The sequence below is a fragment of the Saccharothrix sp. DSM 118769 genome, from assembly GCF_052936295.1.
Genome location: NZ_CP193627.1, coordinates 3934687 through 3957073 on the forward strand (window position 1 = coordinate 3934687; position 22387 = coordinate 3957073).

General features: G+C 74.3%; 20 protein-coding genes. 13 read left to right on the plus strand and 7 right to left on the minus strand.

What is annotated here, in order from left to right; all coding sequences use genetic code 11:
* Positions 1-19: 19 nt before the first annotated feature.
* From ACRAKJ_RS17140 to ACRAKJ_RS17155, 4 genes are all read right to left on the minus strand, one after another.
* Entirely contained in the window at positions 20-691 is a 672-nt protein-coding gene (locus ACRAKJ_RS17140) for a hypothetical protein (RefSeq protein ID WP_438926876.1), read from the minus strand.
* 146 nt (positions 692-837) lie between these two features.
* Complete coding sequence (locus ACRAKJ_RS17145; protein ID WP_447009034.1) at positions 838-1266, minus strand: RbsD/FucU family protein; 429 nt, start codon at positions 1264-1266, stop codon at positions 838-840.
* Positions 1267-1276: 10 nt separating this feature from the next.
* A complete protein-coding gene (locus ACRAKJ_RS17150) occupies positions 1277-2722 on the minus strand; it encodes a family 43 glycosylhydrolase (RefSeq protein ID WP_438926801.1) in 1446 nt (481 codons plus the stop codon).
* Between the two features lie 156 nt (positions 2723-2878).
* A complete protein-coding gene (locus tag ACRAKJ_RS17155) occupies positions 2879-3712 on the minus strand; it encodes a PaaX family transcriptional regulator C-terminal domain-containing protein (RefSeq protein WP_438926800.1) in 834 nt (277 codons plus the stop codon).
* A gap of 75 nt (positions 3713-3787) precedes the next feature.
* Between ACRAKJ_RS17155 and ACRAKJ_RS17160 the strand changes: the two genes are divergently transcribed.
* The 8 genes from ACRAKJ_RS17160 to ACRAKJ_RS17195 all read left to right on the plus strand — a co-directional run bounded on the left by ACRAKJ_RS17160 (position 3788) and on the right by ACRAKJ_RS17195 (position 12479).
* Positions 3788-5110: an MFS transporter gene (locus ACRAKJ_RS17160; protein WP_438926799.1), complete on the plus strand. Its 1323-nt coding sequence runs from the start codon at positions 3788-3790 to the stop codon at positions 5108-5110.
* Between the two features lie 126 nt (positions 5111-5236).
* The gene (locus ACRAKJ_RS17165; protein WP_438926798.1) at positions 5237-6364 is read left to right on the plus strand and encodes an endo-1,4-beta-xylanase; all 1128 of its coding nucleotides are present in this window, start codon (positions 5237-5239) and stop codon (positions 6362-6364) included.
* A 164-nt stretch (positions 6365-6528) separates the two neighbouring features.
* Positions 6529-7227: a polysaccharide deacetylase family protein gene (locus ACRAKJ_RS17170; protein ID WP_438926797.1), complete on the plus strand. Its 699-nt coding sequence runs from the start codon at positions 6529-6531 to the stop codon at positions 7225-7227.
* Positions 7228-7240: 13 nt separating this feature from the next.
* A complete protein-coding gene (locus ACRAKJ_RS17175) occupies positions 7241-8494 on the plus strand; it encodes an SGNH/GDSL hydrolase family protein (protein WP_447009035.1) in 1254 nt (417 codons plus the stop codon).
* A gap of 349 nt (positions 8495-8843) precedes the next feature.
* A complete protein-coding gene (locus ACRAKJ_RS17180; protein ID WP_438919659.1) occupies positions 8844-9632 on the plus strand; it encodes an SDR family oxidoreductase in 789 nt (262 codons plus the stop codon).
* Positions 9632-10879 carry an aminotransferase class I/II-fold pyridoxal phosphate-dependent enzyme gene (locus ACRAKJ_RS17185; protein WP_438919660.1) on the plus strand — a complete coding sequence of 416 codons (1248 nt, stop codon included), beginning with the start codon at positions 9632-9634 and terminating at the stop codon, positions 10877-10879. The genes ACRAKJ_RS17180 and ACRAKJ_RS17185 overlap by 1 nt, the downstream gene beginning before the upstream one ends.
* Positions 10876-11808: a diiron oxygenase gene (locus tag ACRAKJ_RS17190; RefSeq protein WP_438919661.1), complete on the plus strand. Its 933-nt coding sequence runs from the start codon at positions 10876-10878 to the stop codon at positions 11806-11808. Before ACRAKJ_RS17185 ends, ACRAKJ_RS17190 begins: the two co-directional genes overlap by 4 nt.
* A gap of 11 nt (positions 11809-11819) precedes the next feature.
* Entirely contained in the window at positions 11820-12479 is a 660-nt protein-coding gene (locus ACRAKJ_RS17195) for a tryptophan 2,3-dioxygenase family protein (protein ID WP_438919662.1), read from the plus strand.
* A 125-nt stretch (positions 12480-12604) separates the two neighbouring features.
* On the opposite strand, the gene ACRAKJ_RS17200 is transcribed toward ACRAKJ_RS17195, so the two are convergent.
* Both ACRAKJ_RS17200 and ACRAKJ_RS17205 read right to left on the minus strand, forming a co-directional pair.
* A complete protein-coding gene (locus tag ACRAKJ_RS17200; protein WP_438919663.1) occupies positions 12605-14404 on the minus strand; it encodes a bifunctional sugar phosphate isomerase/epimerase/4-hydroxyphenylpyruvate dioxygenase family protein in 1800 nt (599 codons plus the stop codon).
* Positions 14394-15260 carry a shikimate dehydrogenase gene (locus ACRAKJ_RS17205; RefSeq protein WP_438919664.1) on the minus strand — a complete coding sequence of 289 codons (867 nt, stop codon included), beginning with the start codon at positions 15258-15260 and terminating at the stop codon, positions 14394-14396. The genes ACRAKJ_RS17200 and ACRAKJ_RS17205 overlap by 11 nt, the downstream gene beginning before the upstream one ends.
* A 126-nt stretch (positions 15261-15386) precedes the next feature.
* On the opposite strand from ACRAKJ_RS17205, the gene ACRAKJ_RS17210 reads away from it, so the two are divergent.
* Both ACRAKJ_RS17210 and ACRAKJ_RS17215 read left to right on the plus strand, forming a co-directional pair.
* Positions 15387-16040 carry a TetR family transcriptional regulator gene (locus tag ACRAKJ_RS17210; RefSeq protein WP_438919665.1) on the plus strand — a complete coding sequence of 218 codons (654 nt, stop codon included), beginning with the start codon at positions 15387-15389 and terminating at the stop codon, positions 16038-16040.
* Between the two features lie 134 nt (positions 16041-16174).
* Positions 16175-17500 (plus strand): MFS transporter, encoded by a 1326-nt coding sequence (locus ACRAKJ_RS17215; protein WP_438919666.1) that lies wholly within the window; start codon positions 16175-16177, stop codon positions 17498-17500.
* On the opposite strand, the gene ACRAKJ_RS17220 is transcribed toward ACRAKJ_RS17215, so the two are convergent.
* A complete protein-coding gene (locus tag ACRAKJ_RS17220) occupies positions 17497-20310 on the minus strand; it encodes a BTAD domain-containing putative transcriptional regulator (RefSeq protein ID WP_438919667.1) in 2814 nt (937 codons plus the stop codon). The two genes, ACRAKJ_RS17215 and ACRAKJ_RS17220, sit on opposite strands and share 4 nt — an antisense overlap.
* 125 nt (positions 20311-20435) lie before the next feature.
* Between ACRAKJ_RS17220 and ACRAKJ_RS17225 the strand changes: the two genes are divergently transcribed.
* From ACRAKJ_RS17225 to ACRAKJ_RS17235, 3 genes are all read left to right on the plus strand, one after another.
* Entirely contained in the window at positions 20436-21215 is a 780-nt protein-coding gene (locus ACRAKJ_RS17225) for an MOSC domain-containing protein (protein ID WP_438919668.1), read from the plus strand.
* Positions 21208-22128 (plus strand): 2Fe-2S iron-sulfur cluster-binding protein, encoded by a 921-nt coding sequence (locus ACRAKJ_RS17230; RefSeq protein WP_438919669.1) that lies wholly within the window; start codon positions 21208-21210, stop codon positions 22126-22128. Before ACRAKJ_RS17225 ends, ACRAKJ_RS17230 begins: the two co-directional genes overlap by 8 nt.
* 73 nt (positions 22129-22201) lie before the next feature.
* Positions 22202-22351: a hypothetical protein gene (locus ACRAKJ_RS17235; RefSeq protein WP_438919670.1), complete on the plus strand. Its 150-nt coding sequence runs from the start codon at positions 22202-22204 to the stop codon at positions 22349-22351.
* Positions 22352-22387 lie beyond the last annotated feature (36 nt).

The window sequence follows — 22387 nt, forward strand, 5'->3', positions numbered from 1 at the left end:
GGCTCAACCCCCGGACCGGTCAGCCGTCCTCGCGGTCGGGGCTCTCCAGGCGGAAGAAGGTGCTCGGCGAGCCGTCCGAGCGCTTCTCCTGGTGGATGAAGTTCAACCGGCGGTGGTCGAAGGTGGCGAACCACTCGTCCCACTCGACGTGCCGCAGGTCGTCGCCGCCGTAGCCGGGGAAGTCGAACCGCAGCACGCCCAGGTGGTCGCCGTGCTCCGTGCCCGGCACGGTGGCGGGCACGGCGTCGCGCGCCTCGGCCCACTGCCGGATGACGTCGTGGTCGGTGGTGACCAGGCTGCGGCCCTCGCGCTCCGGCTCCTCGTCGGTCGAGGTGATCTCCTGGGAGTACTTGAGGCTCTTCGACGTGCCCTTGCCGGTCCGCACGCCGCCCTTGCCCCGGCCGCCCTTGCCCCCGCCGCCCTTGTCCTCGCCGGCCTTGCCCTCACCGCCCTTGTCCGCACCGCCCTTGCCCTCGCCGGCCCCGCCCCTGCCGGCCTTGCCCTTGCCCGCGCCGCCGGTCGAGTCGTCCTCGGAACGCGGTCGCGGCGCGCCGCCCGACGCCTCGGCGACGGCCCGCACCAGCTCGTCCTTGTGCATGTCGTGGGCGCCCCGCACACCGACCTCGGACGCCCGGTGCCGCAGCTCGGCCACGGTCATCCCGCTCAGGTCCTGCGTCTTCTGCTTCGTCATGTCGTCCTCCTCCGCCGCGGGCTACCCGGTCCGGTCCGCCCGATGCGCCGCGGGCGGCGGTTCGCCGGGACGTGGTACCCGGACGGGTCACCCGCCCGCGCCGGGTGGGCGCGGGCGGGTGACACCGGGCGGCCGGGACCGCCGGCCTACTCGGCCGGGGCGGGGACGAAACCGATGGTCAGCAGCACGTTGGCGTACAGCCTGCCGTCGCCGGTGGCGACGCAGACGGCCAGCTCCGGCGCGCGGCACGCGTCGTAGAAGTCCTGGCGCGCCAGCGGTCGCAGCGGCAGGTCCGGGCCGAGCAGGCGTTCGTACGCGGCCCACACCGGGGGAGTGCCGCCCTCGTCGGGCCGCATGGTGTGCACGGCCTCCACGGGGACCGCGGACAGCACCGGTTCCAGCACCTCGTCCACCGCCACCAGGCCGGGGCGCAGGTTCAGGTGCACGATCTCGGCCCGGTGGTGGGTGTTGGTGCGGTGCGCGTAGTTGGCGTCCGCGATCAACACCCTGCTCCCGTGGCCCGCGGTGGCCAGGGCGGTGAGCAGGGGCGGGTGCAGCAGGGGGTAGCGCAGCATCTGTGGGACCTCACTCCAGGACGAAGGTGGCGTCGGCGCGCCCGAGCGCGTCGGACACCTGGTTGAGCACGACCCGCGAGTTCGCGTGCCGCAGGTAGTGGCCGGGGTGGTTCTGCGCCTCGAACGACACGGCCGCGCCGTTCGCCAGGCCCGCCCGGCGGGTGAAGCTCGCGTCGCCCCGGAACGACGCCGAGCCGTCGTTGCGCTCCACGTGCACCTGGAAGTCGCGGTGCCGCAGGTAGTACCCCGGGAAGTTCGCGGACTCCAGCGACACCGTGCCCGACCCGGCCAGGCCGGTCACGAGCCGGAACTGCGAGTCCGCCAACGGCGACACGTTCGCGTCCAACCGGGCCGCGTAGTCGTAGTGCCGGACGAACGCGTCGGCCACGTTGGACGCCTTGAGCCGCACGGGCGTCGGGCCGTCCGCGACCGGGATGCCGAAGTCCGGCGTGCCGTCGGCCCTCCAGTAGACCTTCTGCACGCGGGTGCGGCGGTTGGGGTCGTTCAGCGGGTCGCCGGAGATGTCCCGGTAGCTCCGGTCGTGGTAGACCATGATGTCGCTCTGGCCGTCCTCGGACACCGTGAACGAGTTGTGCCCGGGGCCGTACTGGCTCGTCGCCGCGTTGCTCTGGAACACCGGGTTGGCGCTCTTGGTCCACGACGCCGGGTCGAGCAGGTTCGCCGACGCCGACGCGCTGAGCATCCCCAGGCAGTAGTTGGCGTCCGTCGCGCTCGCCGAGTAGGTGAGGAACACCCGCCCGCCGCGCTGCACCACGGCCGGTCCCTCGGCGACCTTGTGCCCGCGGGTCTCCCAGGCGAGGGTCGGCACGACCAGCCGCGCGACGGTGCCGGTGACCTGCCACGGGTTCGCGCCCATCCGGGCGAGGTAGACGTTGGAGTTGGTGGAGATCCCCGGTTCGGCCTGCGCCCAGGTCAGGTAGCGCGTGCCGTTGACCGCGAAGGTGGACATGTCCAGGGAGAAGGTGTCCCACGGGACGTTGACCCTGCCGCGCTCGGTCCACGTTCCGGTGAGCGGGTTGGCGCTGCTGTTCTCCAGCACGTAGGGCCGGATGCGCCACACGTCGTCGGTGCGGCCGGCGGCGAAGTAGACGTACCACCTGCCGTTGACGTGGTGGATCTCCGGCGCCCAGATGTGCGCCCCCATCTCGCCGCCGGAGTGCTTGCGCCAGATCACCGACTCGGGCGCGGAGGCCAGGCCCTGGAGGGTTGTGGCGCGGCGCAGCACGATCCGGTCGTACTCGGGCGCGGTGGCGGTGAAGTAGTAGTAGCCGTCGGTGTGCTTGAAGACGTGCGGGTCGGCGCGGTTGTTCGCCACCGGGTTGGTGAACTGCGTCGCGGGTGACGCCGACGCGGCGGGCGTGCCGACCGCGACCAGCGCGGCGAGCAGGACCACGACGGCGGTCAGGGCACGGGTGAGCTGCGGGCGAGTGGGCACCATTGCCTCCTCTGGACAAGCCGGTCTGTTAACGCTAACAGCGACGTTTGCTCTGCTCAACCACTGTTCGTCGGAGAAATTGCCCCTTGACGCCGCCTGCTTGTTAGCGATAACAGGCTTGTTCCGGCTGGCCTTCGACGGGCGTTCAGCGGGCGTTCAGCGGGCGGCGGGGACCTCGTCCACCACGTCGGCCGCGATCGAGGCCGCCGCGTCCCCGTAGCGGGCGTCGAGGTCGTGGAACAGCTCCTCGGCGCGGATCGCGGGCCAGTCCTCGTCCAGGAGCTCGGCCGGCAGGTGCGGGTCCCGGCGCACCAGCCCGAGCCAGTCGGTGTGCAGGACGAGCTGGCGGGCCAGGTCATCGGGCAGCGCGGGCAGCGGGTCGGCTCGGCCCCAGCGGGCGATGAAGGCGCGGTAGCGGTCCGCGATGGACCCGGTGTCGAACACGCGGTGCACCAGGTCGGTCGAGTCGGTCGGCTTGGCGTGCCGCGCGCTGAACACGGTGACGTGGTCCGCGAGGCCGAGGCGGTCGACGATGCCGGCGGCGTCGCGCGCGCCCGAGGCGATCCACAGGCCGTTCTGGAGCATCCCGAACCCGGCCCACAGCAGGTGCGAGCGCAGCTCGTGCCGGTCGCCGCGGCGGCTGTCGGGCAGCGAGAAGCCGACCAGCGTCCAGGTTCCGTCCCAGGCCCGGTCGACCGCGCCGGTCTCCCGGACCCGCCGCCTGCCGTCGCGCAGCACCTCGGTGGCGTGGTCGGTGAGGCCGAAGTAGACGCGCCTGCCGTGCCGCTGCCGGGTGAGCAGGCCGCGCGCGGCCATCCTGGTGAGCGTCGAGCGCACCGCCTCCTCGGAGACGCCGACCCGGGAGAACACGTCGATGACGCCGCCGGAGTACACCGCCGTGCCGCGGTCGAGCACGTAGAGGCCGAGGAAGGCCAGCATCAGCGACTGCGGGCGCGCGGGCGGCGGCGCGTCCCCGGGGCTCACGGTCACGGGGTCCAGGGTAATCGGGGGCAATTACGTTGGGCAGCGTCTAGACGGCCGTCACGAAACTGCCGTAGCTTCGGCGTGCGCCATGAACCGGAACTACGCCTGGACGCGAGGTCCGCCGTGCCGAACACCCAACTCCGCCGCGCCGTCGCGTCGAGCTTCGTCGGCAGCGTGATCGAGTACTACGACTTCCTCCTCTACGCCACCGCGTCCGCCGTGGTGTTCAACAAGGTGTTCTTCTCCTCGCTCGACCCGCTGGTCGGCACGATCGCCAGCTTCGGCACGTTCGCCACCGGCTACCTCGCCCGCCCGCTGGGCGGCGTCCTGTTCGGGCACTTCGGCGACCTGTTCGGCCGCAAGCGGGTCCTGGTGCTGACCATGGTGCTGATGGGCGTGTCGAGCACCCTGATCGGCCTGCTGCCCACCTACGCCCAGGCGGGCTGGCTCGCGCCGGCCGGGCTGGTCCTGCTGCGCGTGCTCCAGGGCGTCGCCGTCGGCGGCGAGTGGGGCGGGGCGGTGCTGATGTCGGCCGAGCACGCCACGAGCAGGCGGGGCCTGTGGGCGTCGTTCACCAACGCGGGCGCGCCCTGCGGCATGGTGCTGTCCACCGCCGCGCTCACCGCGACCGGCGCGGTCGTCGGCGAACGCGCGCTGCTCGACTGGGGCTGGCGCGTCCCGTTCCTGCTCAGCGTCGTGCTGCTGGGCGTGGGCCTGTTCATCCGCCACCGGGTCGAGGAGACGCCGGCGTTCCGGGCGCTGGACGCCCCGCGCCGCCGCGTGCCGCTGCTGGAGGTGCTCCGCGACCGACCGCGCGTGCTGCTGCTGGGCATCGGCCTCGGCCTGGCCGCGTTCGTCGTGCAGTCGACGCTGACGACGTTCGTGCTGGCGCACGGCGTGCAGGTCGGTCACGCCCGGCAGACCGTGCTCAACGCGCTGACGCTGTCCTCGGCGTGCGCCGTCGTCGGCATCCTGTCCTGGGCCGCGGTGTCCGACCGGTTCGGCCGGCGGCCCGTGCTGCTGGCGGGCGCGGCGTCGCTGGGGGTCTTCGGCTTCGCGCTGTTCCCGATGGTCGACGCCCGCGACACGACCCTGCTGGTGATCGCGCTGGTGCTGGGCCAGGGCGTGCTGCACCCCATGCTCTACGGGCCGCTCGCCGCGGTCTACAGCGAACTGTTCAGCACCGGGAACCGCTACACGGGGGCGTCGCTCGTCTACCAGGTGGCCGGCCTGGGCGCGGGGTTCGCGCCGCTGCTGTTCGCGGAGGTGCAGCGCGCCACCGGGGGGCGCGGCCTGGTGCTCGTCTCGTCCGTCATCGCCGCGTTCTGCCTGCTGAGCACGGGGTGCGCGCTGGCGCTGCGGGAGACCGGAACGCGCGAACTCCACCCGGCCGCCGTCGCCTGACGCGGCCGACCCGCTCTTGACGTTGGCGTGACTGCCATTTTAGGGTCCGGCATCTCGAAAACTTTCATCAAGGCTTTCGAAAGTTTCGGATACCCCACGCCGTCGTGAGGAAGCGAGACCTCCCTGATGAAGCCGACCCGCCTGGCCACCGCGGCACTCGCCGCCGTGGCCCTGTCGGTCCCGTTGGCGCTCGTGGCCTCGGCCGCGCCGAGCGTCGACCACCGGCCCCCCGGCCACGCCAAGAAGGACACCCTGCGCGAGGCCGCGCCCAAGGGGTTCCGCATCGGCACCGCCGTCGCCGGTGGCGGTCACCACGAGGACCAGCCGTACCCCGACCCCTTCTCCTCGGACCAGCCCTACCGCAAGGTCCTCGCCGCCGAGTTCAGCTCCGTCTCGGCCGAGAACCAGATGAAGTGGGAGTACGTCCACCCGGAGCGCGACCGCTACGACTTCGGCGCCGCGGACGCGATCGTCAGGTTCGCCAAGCGCAACGGCCAGGTCGTGCGCGGCCACACCCTGCTGTGGCACAGCCAGAACCCGGAGTGGCTGGAGCAGGGGAACTTCTCGAAGGAGGAGCTGCGCGCCATCCTGCGCGACCACGTCAAGACCGTCGTGGGCCGCTACCGGGGCGACATCCAGCAGTGGGACGTGGCCAACGAGATCTTCACCGAGACCGGTGAGCTGCGCACCACCGACAACATCTGGATCAGGGAGCTGGGCCCCGGCATCATCGCCGACGCGTTCCGCTGGGCGCACCAGGCCGACCCGAAGGCCAAGCTGTTCTTCAACGACTACGGCGTGGAGGGCGTGAACGCCAAGAGCGACGCCTACCTCGCGCTGATCAAGCAGCTCAAGGCGCAGCGCGTGCCCGTGCACGGCTTCTCCGCGCAGGCCCACCTGAGCACCCGCTACGGCTTCCCCGGTGACCTGGAGGCCAACCTGGACCGGTTCTCCGCGCTGGGCCTGGAGACCGCCATCACCGAGCTGGACGTGCGGATGGACCTGCCCGAGAGCGGCGTGCCGACCGAGGCTCAGCTCGCGCAGCAGGCCGACTACTACAACCGCACGCTCGTCGCCTGCCTGAACGTGGACGGCTGCGACTCGTTCACGATCTGGGGCTTCACCGACAAGTACTCCTGGGTCCCGGTGTTCTTCGAGGGCGAGGGCGCCGCGACGGTGATGTGGGACGACTTCTCCCGCAAGCCCGCGTACCACGCCCTGCGCGACACGCTCGCCAAGGCGGGCCGTCGCTGACCGTCCCCTGTGGACGCGCGGGGGCCGGTCGCCGACCGTCCCCCGCTCCGTCGTGCCCGGCCCCGGCCCAGTTGAGACCCGAAACATCCGCGAAACCCTTGGCCCGGGGGTGAACCCGGCAGATAGTTGTCGCCGCGCCCGCCGTCGGACGAAGGGGTTTCACGATGAGGTGGAGAACGGTGCTCCTGACCACCGGCCTGGTCCTGGGCCTGGCCGTGCCGGGCCAGGCCGCCGCCGGTCCGGTCGACAGCGGCCGGCCCGGCGTCGAGCCGACCATCGTCGACTCGACCCGGCACGGCGGGCGGACGGTGTCGTTCACGTTCGACGACGGCCCCAACCCGGTCGACACGCCGCGCCTGCTGCGGGTGCTGCGCAAGCACCACGTGAAGGCCGTGTTCTGCCTGTGGGGCGACCAGGTCGAGGCCAACCCGCGGCTGGTCCGCGCGATCGTCGCCGGCGGGCACACCCTGTGCAACCACGGCATGCACCACGACGACATGGGCACGTGGACGCCCGAGCAGGTCGAGGCCGACCTGAGGCAGACCGGCGCCGCGATCCGCCGCGCCGCCCCCGGCGCGCCCATCCGCTACTTCCGCGCGCCCTACGGCAGTTGGGGGCAGACGCCCGGCGTCGCCGCGAAGCTCGGCATGGTCCCGCTCGGCTGGCGGCTGGCCATCGCCGACTGGGAGCCGCCGGGCACCGACGTGCTGGTCCAGCGCCTGCTCGACGGCGTCACCGAGGGTGCCGTGGTGCTGATGCACGACGGGCCGAACGACCGCGCCCAGACGGTGGACGCCGTCGACCGGGTCGTCCCGCTGCTGCGCGCCGACGGCTGGCGCTTCGACCGCCCCGCCCGCGGCTGACCCGGAGGTACCCGTGCTGAAGCGTTCCCTCGGGGCGGTCGCGACCGCCCTGCTGCTCCTGGGCACGCCCCAGGCGTCCGCCGCGCCGCGCCCGACGTGGGTGGGGGCGTGGGCCACCTCGCCGACCACCGTGCCCGCGTCGGACACCACGTCGTTCGAGGACCAGACCCTGCGCCAGGTCGTGCGCCTGTCGGTCGGCGGGGGCGGCGTGCGGGTGCGGCTGTCCAACGAGTTCGGCACGCAGCCGCTCGTCATCGGCGAGGCGCACGTGGCGCGGCGGGCCGGGACGGGCGCGGCGATCGACCCGCGCAGCGACCGGCGGCTCACGTTCGGCGGGCGCACCTCGGTCACCGTGCCGCCGGGCGCGCCGCTGCTCAGCGACCCGGTGGCGCTGCCCGTGGCCGCCGACACCGACCTGGTGGTCAGCGTCCACCTGCCCCGGCGCACGCCCGCGACCACCGTGCACGCCTTCCCGTACCAGGACGGGTACGTGCTGGCGGGCAACGCCACCGGCCACGCCGACCCCGCGTCGACCGCCGTGCTGGGCAAGTGGCATTTCCTCACCGGCGTCGGCGTCACCGGTCCGCGCGGCGGCACCGTGGTGGCGTTCGGCGACTCGATCACCGACGGCGCGGAGACCACGCGCGGCGCGAACCGGCGCTGGCCCGACGTGCTGGCCCGGCGGTTCCAGGCCGACCGCGGCCTGCGGCACCTCGGCGTGGTCAACGCGGGCATCAGCGGCAACCGCCTGCTGCACGACCCGAACCCGCCCGCCGGCCACCCGGCGGAGGGCTACGCGAACTACTTCGGCCAGGCCGCCCTGCGCCGCTTCGACCGGGACGTGCTCGCCCAGCCCGGTGCCCGGCACGTCGTCGTGCTCCTCGGCGTGAACGACCTCGGCCACCCGGGCACCAGCGCCCCGCTGTCGGAGAAGGTGACCGCGCGGGACATCATCGACGCGCACCGCCGGCTCATCGCCCGTGCCCACGCGCAGGGGCTGCGCGCCTACGGCGGCACGATCACGCCGTTCAAGAACGACACGTTCGGCTTCTTCAGCCCGGAGAACGAGGCCGCGCGCCAGACCGTGAACCGGTGGATCAGGACCGGCGGCGAGTACGACGGTGTGGTCGACTTCGACCGCGCGGTCCGCGACCCGCGCGACCCGGAACGCCTGCTGCCCGTCTACGACAGCGGCGACCACCTGCACCCGAACGACGCCGGCATGGCCGCGATGGCCGACGCCGTGCCGCTGCGCCTGTTCCGCTGACGACCCGTTCCGGGACCCGGGGCCGCCCACGACGTCGTGGGCGGCCCCTTCGCCGTCCGCCCGATGTCCGTCCGACGCCCGTCCGCCGCCCCTTCGCCGTCCGCTCGGCCCCGTCCGGTGCGCCCGTTCGGTTCTTCGGCTCACCGAAGGGTCTCGCGCCGCCGTCCGGCCACCGCGCTTACCCGCGGCGACCGGCGGTTATCCGGGGACGGGCCGGTCCACCCGCGACCGTCCACCGCGGCACCGCGGTGTTGGCGCGCCGGCGGCGGGGTCAGCAAGATCACGACGTGCCGCGCGCCCACCACCACCGCCGTCCCGCGCGGCGCGCCACCCGGAGAGGACTTCGCCCATGCGCACAGTGCTGATCACAGGAGGGTCCGACGGCATCGGCCGCGCCGCGGTCGCGCGGTTCGCCGCCGCGGGCGACCGGGTGTGGTTCACCTACCGCTCCGGCCGCGAACGGGCCGAGAAGATCGTCGCCGAGCACGACGGGGCCGACGTCGCCGCGTTCCCGTTCGACCAGGGCGACCGGCCCTCGCACGAACGGCTGTTATCGGCGCTGCCCGGGCCGGTGGACGTCCTCGTCAACAACGCCGCCGTGGGCTCGCGCACCGTCGAGTGGCAGGTCGAGGGCGGTGACGCGGAGCGCGCGGAGGCGTTCCTGCGCATCAACTGCGTCGGACCGCTGTGGCTGGTCCAGCAGCTGCTGCCCGACATGCGCCGGCGCGGCGGTGTCGTGGTCAACGTGTCGAGCGTGGGCGGCGGGGTGGCGTTGTTCCCCGACTTCCACGTCGCCGACGGCATGAGCAAGGCCGCCCTGGCCTACATGACCCGGCACCTGGCCGCGGAGCTGGCGCACGAGCCGGTGCGCGTGATCGCGGTCTGCCCCGGCGCGGTGGACACCACGATGTTCCGCGCCAGCACCCTGTCCGCCCTGGACGACCACGCGCGGTCGGGCCTGGTCGCCGGGCTGCCGGGCGGCAGGCTGATCGAGGCCGACGAGGTCGCCGAGCTGGTCCACTGGCTGACCCTGCCCGCGGCCGAACTGCTGCACGGCGCGGTCATCGACGCCTCGATGGGCCTGGGCGTGCACCCCGCCCTGCTGGGCGGTCACCCGCAGCCGCAGGGCGTGGCCTGATGGTGTCGCGCACCGCCGCCCGGCTCGCCGCCGACGTCCCGGTGATCGCCGCCGCGCACTTCGCGGCCGAGGCCGACCCCTTCCACCCGGTCGACAACCCGCGCGGCTACGTCAACCTGGGCACCGCCGAGAACCACCTGCTGTGGGACCTCGTCGGCCCGGTGCTGTCCGGGGTGCGCCCCCGACGCGCCGCGGACTCGCACTACGGCCCGCCGCACGGCGCGCCCGCCCTGCGCGAGGCCGTCGCCGCCCTGCTCGGCCGCACCTGGCGCACCGCCGTCGACCCGGAGGACCTGGTCGTGGTCGCCGGCGCGACCGCCGCGCTGGACGTCGCGGCCACCGTCCTGTGCGACCCGGGCGACGTCGTGCTGGTGCCCACGCCGTACTACTCGGCGTTCGACACGGACCTGACCGGCCGCTCCGGCGCCCGGCTGGTGCCCGTGCCGCCCGGTGACGGCTTCGCCCTCGACCCGGACGCGGTCGCCCGCGCGGCGGTGTCCCTGCGCGCCGACGGCGTGCCGGTGCGGGCGGTGGCCATCACCTCGCCCGCGAACCCGCACGGCACCACGCACCCCGCCGAGGTGCTGCGCGACCTGCTGCGGGTCGCCGCCGAGCACGACCTCGACCTGATCTCCGACGAGGTGTACGCGCACTCGGCGTTCGGCCCGGAGGGGTTCACCGGCGTGCTCGACCCGGACGTGCTGGGCGCGGTGCCCGAGGCCGACCCGGACCGCGTGCACGTCGTCTGGGGGTTCGCCAAGGACTTCGGGCTCTCCGGGCTCAAGGTGGGCGTCCTGCGCACGTCGGGACCGACCCGCGCCGCCGCCCGCGCGCTGGCCTACTTCGCGACCGTGTCCACCGACACGCAGGCGCTGCTGGTGGACCTGCTGGCCGACCGGGCGCGCGTCGACCTGCTGCTGGCCGAGAACCAGCGGCGGCTGCTGCGGTCCTACGCGCACGTGGCGGCCAGGCTCGACGAGCGCGGCGTCCCGCACCTGCCGGCCACCGCCGGGTTCAGCGTGTGGCTCGACCTGCGCGAGCGCCTGGCCGCGCCGGACTTCGCCGCCGAGCGGCGGCTGTGGCGGCACGTCCTGGACGCGGGCCGCGTCAACGTCCTGCCCGGCGGCGCGTTCGCCTCGCCCGAACCGGGCTGGTTCCGGCTGTGCCACGCCGTGGAACCCGGGCTGGTCGCCGTCGGCGTCGACCGGCTCGCCGAGGTCACCGCACCCGCGGGGGGCGACCGGTGAGCGAGGCGTTCCGCGGCTGGTACGAGACGTCCGGGGTGCGGTCCGGGCCGCGCAGGCTGTTCCACGACGAGACCGACCAGGGCAAGGTGTTCTACCCGGCCGACCAGGTGCCGGTGCTGGGGCACGAGGCCGTGCTGGCGCTGCCCGACCGGGCGCGGCGCGACGTGACGATCCGCCACCTGTACCAGTTCCTGCTCTCCACCGCGCACCTGGAGACCCGGGTGGTGAACCGGGCGTCCGAGCTGATCGCCAACGGGCGCTCGGGCGTGGACCTGCCCGGCTCGGCGAAGCTGGACGCGTTCAAGGTCTACTGCGACGAGGGCTACCACTCCCTCTACAGCCTCGACCTGGCGCAGCAGATCGCCGCGGAGACCGGCGTCCCCGTGCCGGACGTCGACTACGGCGGGTTCGTGGACGCCCTGGAGTCGGCCGCCGCCCGGCTGCTGCCGGACTCGCCCGCGCTCGTGCCGCTGCTGCAGGCCGTGGTGTTCGAGACGCTGGTGACGGCGGTGCTCAACGAGATCCCCAACGACCCGACCGTGCTCACCGTGGTGCGCGACCTGACCCGTGACCACGCCAAGGACGAGGGGCACCACCACCGGTTCTTCGCGGACTTCTTCCACCGGCTGTGGGCGCAGCTCGACCCGGGGCTGCGCGGACCGGTCGCCCACGCGCTGCCCGAACTGGTGCTGGCGTGCCTGAACTGGGACGTGGCGCCGATCGTGGGCTCGCTGGAGCTGGCGGGGCTGAGCCGGGACGCGGCGCGCGGCGTCGTGGCCGACACCTACGGCGGTGACGCCGGGGCCGACCGGGTCGCGCACATCTGCCGCGCCACCGTGCGGGTGTTCCGCTCGGCCGGCGTGCTCGACGTGCCGGGCGCGGAGGAGGTCTTCGCGAGACACCGCCTGCTGCCCGCCACCTCCTCCTGAAGGGACCAGCGATGAACCCCGTCGTCGACGAGGACCTGGACTACCGGCGGTACCTGGAGCTGGACGCGCTGCTGTCGTTGCAGCGGCCCAGGGTCGCGGGCCGGGAGACCGACCGGGTGCGCCTGGCGGAGCACTTCTTCATCGTCGTGCACCAGACCAGCGAGCTGTGGCTGCGGCAGCTCCTGCTCGACCTGGACCTGGGGGTCGACGCGCTGCGCGCCGCCCGGCCGCGCCTGGCCGCCGAGCACCTGCTGCGCGTCGGCCGCGTGTTCGACCTGCTGCGCTCGCACATCGACGTGCTGGACCGGCTGCCCGCCGACTGCTTCGCCCGCTTCCGCCCCTACCTGGGCACGGCCAGCGGCGCGCAGTCCGAGCAGTTCGCCGACGTGGAGCGCGCGCTGGGCTTCGGCCGGGGCCCGGCGCCGGTCCTGGAGGCCCTGCACGCCGCCACCGCCGGCACCACCCTCGCCGAAGCGTGCCGCCGCGACCCCGCCTACCGCCAGGTGGTCGACGCCCTGCACGACATCGCCGCCTGCTACCGGCGCTGGAAGACCGCCCACCTGGAGTGCGTGCACCGCCTGGTGGGCGCCCACCGCGGCACCGGCGGCACCACGGGCGCGGACTACCTGGCCGCCCGCGTCCGCTCCCCGTTCCCCGACCTCCCCACCTGACCGCGAGTCATGCCCTCCCACCCCGCGTGTCATGCCCTCCCACCCCGCGTGTCATGCGTTCCCGACCCGAGAGTCCAACGTCCAGACCCCGAGAGTCCAACGCCCAGGACCCCTGAGTTCTACGTTCAGGCGTCGGATGCGCTGGTCGCGGCCAGCCTGAGCCTGCGGTGCGCGGCCATCCGGACCGGGGCCACCGCCTCACCGCACGCCGCGTACCCGCCGACCCGCTGCACGACCGCGAAGAACACCCGACCGCCGAACACCTCGGTGCACAGCAGGTAGCAGTCGCCGTGCTCGTCGCGGTCGTGCAGCACGCCGTGCTCCCGCATCCGCGCCACCAGCTCCGGCCCCACCCCGAGCCGCGCGTCGAGGTCCTCGTAGTAGTTGTCCGGGTAGGTCGGCACGACGACCCCCTCGCGCCGCAACGCCGCCGCGGCGGCGAACACGTCGTCCGTCGAGAACGCCACGCACTGCGGGTCGGGCACGCCGGGCGCCCAGTCGCCCCGGCGCAGCAGCGACGACGACAGCACGACCCGCGCCGTGCCGTCCGAAGTGGACATCACGCGGCTGCGCACCAGGCCGTACGGCGCGGCGTACTCCGTCGAGCGGTCGATGTCCACGCCCAGCACGGCGCGGTGGAACAGGGTGGCCTCGTCGAACCGGTCGAACGGCTGCGTCAGCGCCACGTGGTCCACGCCCGTGAGGTGGTCGTCCACCGCCGTCGCCCCGGTCGGCAGGAAGTCCGCCAGCCACCCGGCCCCCGCGTCGCAGAACAGCACGGAGGTGCCGTCGGGGGCGCTCACCGACGGCAGGTCGGCCTCACCCTCACCGCGGGCACGGGGCAGCACGGGCGCGTGCAACGCCTCCGCGTGCGCCGCCGACGCCACCGGGTCGGTGCTGACCAGCCCGATCCCGCTCACCGACGCGCCCGGCCCGGTCACCGCCGAGTTCACCACGACCCGCGCCCGCCCCTGCTGCCACAGCTGCACGGGCTTGGAGCGGTGCTGCCCGGTGTGCGCGAACCCCATGGCGGCCAGCGCGCCCGCCAGCCGCGGCCCGGCCTCGCCGTCCGCCGAGATCTCGGTGAACGCGTGGCCGAGCAGCGGGGGAGCGGTCGGGTCGACCAGGTGGCGCAGCGAGCGCACGGCGTCCACGGCCGTCCGCGCCGGGTCGGACTGCCGGAACACGTCGTTGAACACCTCCAGCGACAGCGGGCCGGTGTACCCGGCGGCCCGCACGTGCCCGAGGAACGCGGTGAGGTCGAACGAGCCCTGCCCGGGGAACAGCCGGTGGTGCCTGCTCCACGGCAGCACCTCCATGCCGAGGTCCAGCGCGTCGGCCAGTTGCAGGAAGAACAGCTTCTCGCCCGGGATGTCGCGGATGCCCGCCGGGTCCGAGCCGACCGACAGGACGTGGAAGCTGTCGAGGCACACGCCGAGCGCCGGGTGGTCGGCGCGCCGCACGACCTCCCACGAGTGCTGGTAGGTGCGCACGAACCGGCCCCACGCCAACGCCTCGTAGGCGACCCGAACCCCGTGCTCGGCGGCCAGGTCGGCCAGCCGGCGCAGCTGGTCGGCGGCCAGGCCGTCGTCGTCCACGGCGTGCGGCGACACCGACGAGCACACCAGCACGGTGTCCGCGCCCAACCGCCGCACCACGTCGAACTTCCGCCCGGCGCGGCGCAGGTTGGCTCGCAGCACCTCCTCGGGCACCGCCTCGAAGTCGCGGAACGGCTGGTACAGGTCGATCGCCAGGCCCAGGTCGGCGCAGCGCGCGCGGACGTCCTCCGGGCTCGACGCGGACGCGACCAGGTCGTTCTCGAACAGCTCCACGCCGTCGAAGCCCGCGGCCGCGGCGGCGTCCAGCTTCTCCTCCAGCGTCCCGGACAGGCACACGGTCGCGATCGCGGTCCGCTCAGCCGACATCGGCGGTCACCCCCACCAGTTCCGTGAAGTGTCTCGTCATCCGGTCGGCGTCGGGTTCGACGCCGGTGAACAGGGCGAACGCGTCGACGGCCTGGAACACGGCCATGCCGCCGCCGTCGAGCACCCGGCAGCCGCGCGCCCGTGCCGCGCGGACGAGGCCGGTGGCCAGCGGGCGGTACACCAGGTCCGCCACCCACAGGTCGGGTCGCAGCAGGTCGGCGGGGACGGGCAGCCCGGGGTGCCCGGCCATGCCGGTGGGCGTGGCGTGCACGAGGCCGTCCGCGCCGCGCAGCCGCGCCTCCAGCTCGTCGACGCCGCCCGCGACGGCCCGGCCCGCGCCGAACCGGTCCGCGAGCGCCGCCGCGAGGTCCGCCGCGCGCCCCGGGTCGACGTCGAGCACGTCCACCCGCCCCGCGCCCAGGGTGAGCAGCGCGTGGCCGACCGCCGCGCCCGCGCCGCCCGCGCCCACCAGCACCGCGGAACCCAGCGCGGCGTCGGGCAGGCCGCGGCGCAGGCTGCGGGCGAACCCGGACCAGTCGGTGTTGTGGCCGACCGCCCGGCCGTCGCGCAGCACCACGGTGTTGACCGCGCCGATCGCCTCCGCGTCGGGGGACAGCGCGTCGAGGTGGGGGAGGACGAGCTGCTTGCACGGGTGGGTGAGGTTGAGGCCGTCGTAGCCCGCGAGCCGCGCGGCGTCGAGGAGCCGGCCGACGTCGCGCGCGGGCACGCCGAGCACGTCGAGGTCCCACCGCCGGTACAGGTAGCGCAGGCCCAGCTCGTCGGCTTCGCGCTCGTGCATCGCGGGGCTGAGCGACGGCCCTATGCCGGAGCCGATCAACCCGATCAGGTGGCCCACCCCGCCATCACCTCCGCAATGTATGAACTAGATAGTTACTTATACCCGCCGGGCCGCGCGGGTGGAAGGCGCGCCACCCGCCGCCCGCCTAGAGTTGGACGGTCGTCAGCCGGTGAAGGGGAGTCCATGACCGCGTCGCAGCCCGCCGACCCGTCGCCCGAACGGCAGCGCGACGCGGAGCGGACGCGGGCGGAGATCCTCCGCATCGCCACCGAGGAGTTCGCCGACCGCGGTTACGCGGGGGCGCGGGTCGACGAGATCGCCGCGCGCACCAGCACCACCAAGCGGATGATCTACTACTACTTCGGGAGCAAGCAGCAGCTCTACGTCGCCGTGCTGGAGCAGGCGTACGCCACCATCCGGGCCGTCGAGCAGCAGGTCGACGTCGACCACCTCGACCCGGTGGAGGCGCTGCGCGCGCTCGCCGAGCTGACGTTCGACCACCACGAGTCGCACCCGGCGTTCATCCGGCTGGTCAGCATCGAGAACATCCACCGCGCCGAGCACCTGGCGACGTCGCAGGTGCTCTCCGGGCTGGCCGACCCGGTGCTGGGCGTGCTGACCCGCATCCTGGCCCGCGGCGAGGCGGCCGGCGTGTTCCGCCCCGGCGTCGACCCGCTCGACGTGCACATGCTGATCAGCTCGTTCTGCGTGTTCCGCACCGCGAACCGGTACACGTTCGACGCGATCTTCCGCCGCGACATGCTCGACCCGGCCCGGCGCGAGCACTACCGCCGCATGCTCGGCGACGTCCTGGTGGACCACCTCACCGCGCGCTGACCCGGTCCCGGCGAACCGCTTGACAGGCGTGGCGCAGCTCACCCACCATCTCGTACTAACCAGTTAGTACATACTGCTGGCCACCCCATCCCGCCCCACTGCGCGGCGACGACGCAGCCGCAGAGGAGTGCCCGATGACCCGCACCCCGCCCCCCGACGCCGTCGAGGCACGCCCCGCCAAGGCCGCGCTGGCCGCCTGGATCGGCAGCGCGCTGGAGTACTACGACTTCTTCATCTACGGCACCGCCGCCGCGCTCGTGTTCGGCAAGGTGTTCTTCCCCGCCTCCGAACCCGCCGCGGGCACGCTGCTCGCGCTGGCCACGTTCGGCGTCGGCTACCTCGCCCGACCGGTCGGCGCGCTGGTGCTCGGGCACGTCGGCGACCGCTTCGGCCGCCGCACCGTGCTGGTGTTCACGATCGTCCTGATGGGGGTCTCGACGTTCCTGGTGGGCTGCCTGCCCGACCACGCGACGGCCGGCGTGCTGGCACCCGTGCTGCTGGTCGTGCTGCGCCTCGCGCAGGGCTTCTCCGCGGGCGGCGAGCAGGCCGGGGCGAACTCGATGACGCTGGAGCACGCGCCCGCCCACCGGCGCGGCTTCTTCACCAGCTTCACGTTGAGCGGCACGCAGGCCGGGCAGATCCTGGCCACCGCGATCTTCCTGCCGGTGGCCGCGCTGCCCGAGGAGCAGCTGCTGTCGTGGGGCTGGCGGGTGCCGTTCTGGCTCAGCGCCGTCGTCGTGGTGGTGGGCCTGTGGATCAGGCGGTCGGTCGACGAGACGCCCGTGTTCCGCCGCGAGGAGGTCCAGGGCGGCACGGCCAAGCTCCCGCTCGCCGTGCTGCTCCGCGACCACTGGGCCGACGTGCTGCGGGTGGTGTTCGCCGCGTTCGTCGCCGTGGTCAGCACGATCTTCGGCGTGTGGGCGCTGAGCTTCGCGGTCAACACGGTCGGGATGGGGCGCAGCGGGATGCTGTGGGTGGCCGTGCTGGCCAACGTGGTGGCGCTGGCCGCGATCCCGCTGTGGGCGGTGCTGTCGGACCGGGTTGGCCGCAAACCCGTGTTCATCGCGGGCACGCTCGGCAGCGGGCTGCTGATGTTCGCCTACCTGTGGGCGATCTCCGAGGGGAGCTTCGCCCTCGTGATGGCGGTCGGCATCCTCATGTCGGGCGTGGTCTACAGCGCCGCCAACGGCGTGTGGCCGTCGTTCTACGGCGAGATGTTCAGCACCCGCGTGCGCCTGTCCGGCATGGCGCTGGGCACGCAGATCGGGTTCGCCTTCGCCGGCTTCTCGCCGACGATCGCCGCCGCCGCGGCCGGCCCGGGCCGTGGCGGGTGGCTGCCGGTGGCGGTGTTCGTGCTGGCCTGCTGCGTCGTCTCGGCGGTCGCCGCGCTCACCGCGCGCGAGACGTTCCGGACCCCGATGGACCGCCTGGGCACCGGGGCGGCGCCGGTGAAGGGCTAGCGCCGGTCCGGGTCCGGTGACCGGTCCAGGCCCGGTGACCGGTCGAGGTCGTCGACCCGCCGCCGCACGCGGCGGGCCGCCTCGTCCCGCTGCTGCGCCCGGTACAGCGCCAGCGCCTCCCGCCACGCCACGCGCGCCTCCTCGACCTCGCCGAGCGCCAGGTGCGGGTGCCCCAGGTAGTCCAGCGTCTCGGCCGCCATGTAGAGGTCGCCCAGGTCGTGGAACAGGGCCAGGGCCTCCCGGTAGTGCCGCACCGACCGCGCGTGGTGGCCGGTGTGGTGGTCGATGTAGCCCAGGCTGTCCAGGGTGGTCGCCTGGCAGTCGGGGTCGTGGTGCTCGCGGGCCAGCGCCAGCGCGGCCAGGCAGTGCTCGCGGGCCCGCTCGTGGTCGCCGAGCCGGGCGGTGAGCCAGCCGACCTGGTTGAGCAGGTGGCCCTCCCACACCGGGTCGTCGAGCACGCGGCAGACGTCCAGCGCGCGCGTGGCGTGGTCGAGCGCGCGGCGGTCGTCCCCGTGCTGGGTCCAGGCGTTGGACAGCGCCCGGTGGACCTGGAACCCGGCTCCCGGGTCACCGGTCTGCTCGGTCAGCGCCAGGGCGCGCCGCAGGTGGTCGAGCGCCTCCTCGTGCCGCCCCAGGGGCGCGTAGGCGGCACCGAGGTTGCGGTGCGCCTCGATGTGCACGGCGGGGTCGTCCAGCTGGTCGGCGGAAGCCAGCACCGCCCGCCACATCGCGACCGCGTCGCGGAACCTGCCCTGCCCGCGGTAGTAGGTCGTCAGGGTCGCGGCGAGGTGCCACGCCGCCCGGTGCCCACCGCATTCGGCGGCGGTCCGCTGCGCGGCCCGCAGGCAGGCGTGCTCGGCGTCGAACCAGGTCAGCGCCGCGGTGTGGTCGGCGAGCCCGTCGAGCCGGTGGTCGGGTTCGGCGGTCGTGCCGTTGACGGACGGCTCGTGGTGCGGGCGCAGCAACCGGTCCGCGGTGTGCGCGGTGTGCAGGTAGAAGTCCACCACCCGCCGGAGCGCGGCCTCCCGGACGTCCTCGGCGAGGTCGCGGTGGGCCGTCTCGGTGGCGTACCGGCGGACCAGGTCGTGCATCCGGTACCGGCCGGCCGGGTCCCGCTCCAGCAGCGACGCCTGCTCCAGCCCGCGCAGCACCGCCCTGGTCCGGACCGGGGTCAGGCCGGTCAGGTTGACGGCGGCGGCCAGGCTCGTGTCCGGGCCCGGCGCGACCGCCAGCAGGCCGAACGCGGTCGCCTGCTCGTCGGTCAGCGCGTGGCACGACCAGGACAGCACGGTGGGCAGGCTCGCCGCCGGGTCGTCGTCGTCCAGCCCGTCGAGCCCCGACTCGTGCAGCTCGGCGACGACCTCGGCCAACGGCGCCTCACCGCGCGCCGCGACGATGCTCAGCGCCAGCGGCACCCCGCCGCACAGGCCGACCAGCTCGTCCACCGCCGCCCGCTCCGCCTCGACCCGGTCCTCGCCGAGCCGACCCGCCAGCAGGTCGCGGGCCTCGGCGTCGGTCAGCACGTCGAGGTCCAGCCGCCGGGCGCCGTACCCGGTGACCAGGCCGGCCAGCCGGTTGCGGCTGGTCACCACGACCGCGCACCCCTCGCCGCCGGGCAGCAGCGGGACGACCTGGTCGGTGTCGACCGCGTTGTCCAGCACCACCAGCATCCGCTTGCCCGCGGTGAGGCTGCGGAACAGCGCGGCCTGGGCGTGCGGGTCGGCCGGGATCGAACCGGGCTCCACGCCCAGGGTGGACAGGAACCCGCGCAGCGCCGTGGCCGGGGCCATCGGCGCGCTGTCCGGGCTGAACCCGCGCAGGTCGGCGAACAGCTGGCCGTCCGGGTAGCGGTCCAGCCGGGTGTTCGCCCAGTGCAGCGCCAGCCAGGTCTTGCCGATGCCGCCCGCGCCCGCGATGGCCGAGATGACCACGGTGCCGCCCGCGTCGAACGTGCCGTCCAGGCGGTCCAGCTCGTCGCGGCGGCCGACGAAGGCCGTGCGGGGGACGGGCAGCTGCCGGGGCACCACCACCCGGTCGGTCCCGCGCCCCGCGACGTGCGCCGGGCGGCCCGCCAACGTCGGGTCGTCGGCCAGCACCTGCCGGTGCAGGTGCCGCAGCGCCGCGCCCGGGTCCGTGCCCAGCTCGTCGGCGAGCCGCTCGCGGACGACCCGGAAGTGCTCCAGCGCCTCCGCCGAACGCCCGGCCCGGTGCAGGGCGAGCAGGTACTGGGCGGCGACGCGCTCGTCGAGCGGGTGCTCGGCGGTCCGCGCCACCAGCTCCGCCACCAGGTCGTCGCCGTGCCCCAGGCGCAGCCGCGCGTCGACGAGGTCGCAGGCGGTGTCCAGGCGTTCCCGTCGCAACCGGTCGCGCTCGGCCGCCGCCCACTCGCTGTCCGGGCCGGTCAACGCCTCGCCGCGCCACAGCCCCAGCGCCCCGGTCAGCAGCTCCGCCGCGCGGTGGTCGTCGTCGGTGCTCGCCCGCGCCAGCGCGCGCAGCTCGCGGAACCGGCAGAGGTCGACCGCGGACTCGTCCGCCTGCAGCAGGTAACCGCCCGAACGCCTGGCCAGGCTCACCGCGTCGTCCTCCGGCAGCGCCTGGCGCAGGCGCGACAGGTAGGTCGTCAGGATCGCCCTGGCGCGTAGCGGCGGGTTCCCGCCCCACACCCGCTCAGACAGCCGCTCGACCGGCACCACGCGGTTGACGTCCACCGCCAGCGCGGCCCACACGCACCGCTGCCGCGCCGGCCCGAGGTCCACCGGACGCCCGTCGACGTGCACCGCCACCTCGCCCAGCAGGCGGAGTTCGACCACCCCCGTCACCTCCCCCGCGGACCTGGATAGCGGCGTCGCCGACCCGGTCAGGGGCGTTCCGGACCACATTCACACGAATGGATGTACAGGCGTAGGCGCCCCGCCCAAGATCTACCGTTGTGCGCATGGAACTCCACGAGACCGCGCGGGTGGCGGAGCTGTACGTCTACCCGATCAAGGGGCTGAGCCCCCAACCGCTCACGCACGTCCCGCTGCGCCGCGGCGAGGGCTTCCCGCACGACCGGGAGTTCGCGCTCGCGCGCCCCGGCGGCAAGTACAGACCGGGGCTGCGCGAGGGACTGCGCAAGACGGAGTTCTACGCGCTGGTCAGCGACCACCGCCTGGCCGGGCTGCACACGCACCTCGACGTGGGCACCGGCGAGCTCACCGTCCGCGTCGCCGGGCACGAGGTGCTGACCGCGCACCTGGAGGAGGACCGGGAGGAGCTGCTGGCGTTCTTCGCGCGGGTCCTCGACCTGCCCGAGGGCGTGCTGCCGGTGCCCGCCGCGGAGGAGGGCAGGCGGTTCACCGACGTCGCGTCCGCAGGCGACGGGCCCATGCACTGGGTCTCGCTGCTCAACCTGGCCTCGGTGCGCGACTTCGCCGAGCGGACCGGGGCGGAGGTCGACCCGCGGCGGTTCCGCGCCAACGTGCTGCTGGACGGGCTGCCGCCGTTCGGCGAGCTGGACCTGCTCGACCGGGAGTTCACGCTGGGCGGCGTGCGGATGATCGGCAGGTACCGGACGGGCCGGTGCGCGGCCACCGAGGTCGACCCGGTGTCCGGGCGGCGGGACCTGCCGGTGCTGCGGCTGCTCGACCGGACCTACGGTCACCAGGAACTGGGCATCTACGCCGAGGTGCTGTCCGACGGCGTGCTGAGCGTGGGGGGTGGGTTGGGTGTCTGACCTCAAGCTGGTGGTGGCGTCGCGGACGGCCCTGACGCCGTCGGTGGCCCGGGTCGTGCTGCGGGACCAAGAGGGCGGTGCGCTGCCGGGGTACGAGCCCGGCGCGCACATCACGCTGAGCACGCCGGACGGGCACCGGCGCAGCTACAGCCTCGTCGAGCCGGGCGGGAGCGCGCCGCGCGAGTACGTGGTGTGCGTGCGCCGGGAGGACGGCGGGCGCGGCGGGTCGGTGAGCGTGCACGCCCTCGCCGAGGGCACCGTCCTCGCCGTCGCCCCGCCCCGCAACCGGTTCCCGCTGCACCCCGCCCGCCACTACCTGTTCATCGCGGGCGGCATCGGCATCACGCCGATCCGGTCGATGGTGGCGCGGCTGCGCGCCGAGGGCCACCCGTCGGTCCGCGTGCTGTACCTGTCGCGGTCGGCGGCGGACACGCCGTTCCTGGAGGAGTTCGCCGGGGACATCGTGCACCACAGCGAGGAGCGGGGCAGGCTCGACCTGTGGCCGTACCTGGCCGTGCCGGACGACGACACCCGCGTGTACTGCTGCGGCCCGCTGCCGCTGATCCGCGCGGTCCAGGAGCGCACCGCCCACTGGCGGCCGAGCCGGGTCCACGTCGAGGAGTTCACCGCCCCCGACGACGGCTACACCGGCCCGTTCGAGGCCGTGTGGGCCCCGACGGGCCTGCGCGTCGAGGTCCCGGCCCACCGATCCCTGCTGTCCGCCCTGCGCCGCGAGGGCATCGAGGTGGAGTCGTCGTGCGAGGCGGGCACGTGCGGCACGTGCCGGCTGACCCTCCTGGCGGGCGAGGCCGACCACCGCGACGTGGTGCTGGAGGAGTCCGAGCGCGAGACCTCGGTGATGGCCTGCGTGTCGCGCGCGGTGTCGGAGGAGATCACCGTGGGTCCGGCATGACCGCGCGGCGGGGACTCGCGGAGGTGCGTGCCGGGACGGGCGTGCGTCGGCCGCCGGGGGAGTGGAGTGGTTGGTGACCGAGCGCTCGGCCACCAACCGCGGACCGCAGCGGCGGGAGCAGGTGGAGGCGGGGCTCGGACGGAGGCGGGTGCTGTGGCGCGAACAACCCCCGGATCACCCGGGGTGCGGGAGCGGCGGCACCGCGCGGTGGGCGACGGCGTGAGCAGTGGCGGCGGCGCGCGGCGGGATGGCGGGGCGT

What these genes read in the sequence shown, in the direction of transcription:
- ACRAKJ_RS17225 (WP_438919668.1), top strand. Translation starts at nt 20,436, where the DNA reads ATGGAACTCCACGAGACCGCGCGGGTGGCGGAGCTGTACGTCTACCCG.
- ACRAKJ_RS17170 (WP_438926797.1), top strand. Translation starts at nt 6,529, where the DNA reads ATGAGGTGGAGAACGGTGCTCCTGACCACCGGCCTGGTCCTGGGCCTG.
- ACRAKJ_RS17165 (WP_438926798.1), top strand. Translation starts at nt 5,237, where the DNA reads ATGAAGCCGACCCGCCTGGCCACCGCGGCACTCGCCGCCGTGGCCCTG.
- ACRAKJ_RS17195 (WP_438919662.1), top strand. Translation starts at nt 11,820, where the DNA reads ATGAACCCCGTCGTCGACGAGGACCTGGACTACCGGCGGTACCTGGAG.
- ACRAKJ_RS17215 (WP_438919666.1), top strand. Translation starts at nt 16,175, where the DNA reads ATGACCCGCACCCCGCCCCCCGACGCCGTCGAGGCACGCCCCGCCAAG.
- ACRAKJ_RS17185 (WP_438919660.1), top strand. Translation starts at nt 9,632, where the DNA reads ATGGTGTCGCGCACCGCCGCCCGGCTCGCCGCCGACGTCCCGGTGATC.
- ACRAKJ_RS17145 (WP_447009034.1), bottom strand. Translation starts at nt 1,266, where the DNA reads ATGCTGCGCTACCCCCTGCTGCACCCGCCCCTGCTCACCGCCCTGGCC.
- ACRAKJ_RS17140 (WP_438926876.1), bottom strand. Translation starts at nt 691, where the DNA reads ATGACGAAGCAGAAGACGCAGGACCTGAGCGGGATGACCGTGGCCGAG.
- ACRAKJ_RS17200 (WP_438919663.1), bottom strand. Translation starts at nt 14,404, where the DNA reads ATGTCGGCTGAGCGGACCGCGATCGCGACCGTGTGCCTGTCCGGGACG.
- ACRAKJ_RS17210 (WP_438919665.1), top strand. Translation starts at nt 15,387, where the DNA reads ATGACCGCGTCGCAGCCCGCCGACCCGTCGCCCGAACGGCAGCGCGAC.
- ACRAKJ_RS17180 (WP_438919659.1), top strand. Translation starts at nt 8,844, where the DNA reads ATGCGCACAGTGCTGATCACAGGAGGGTCCGACGGCATCGGCCGCGCC.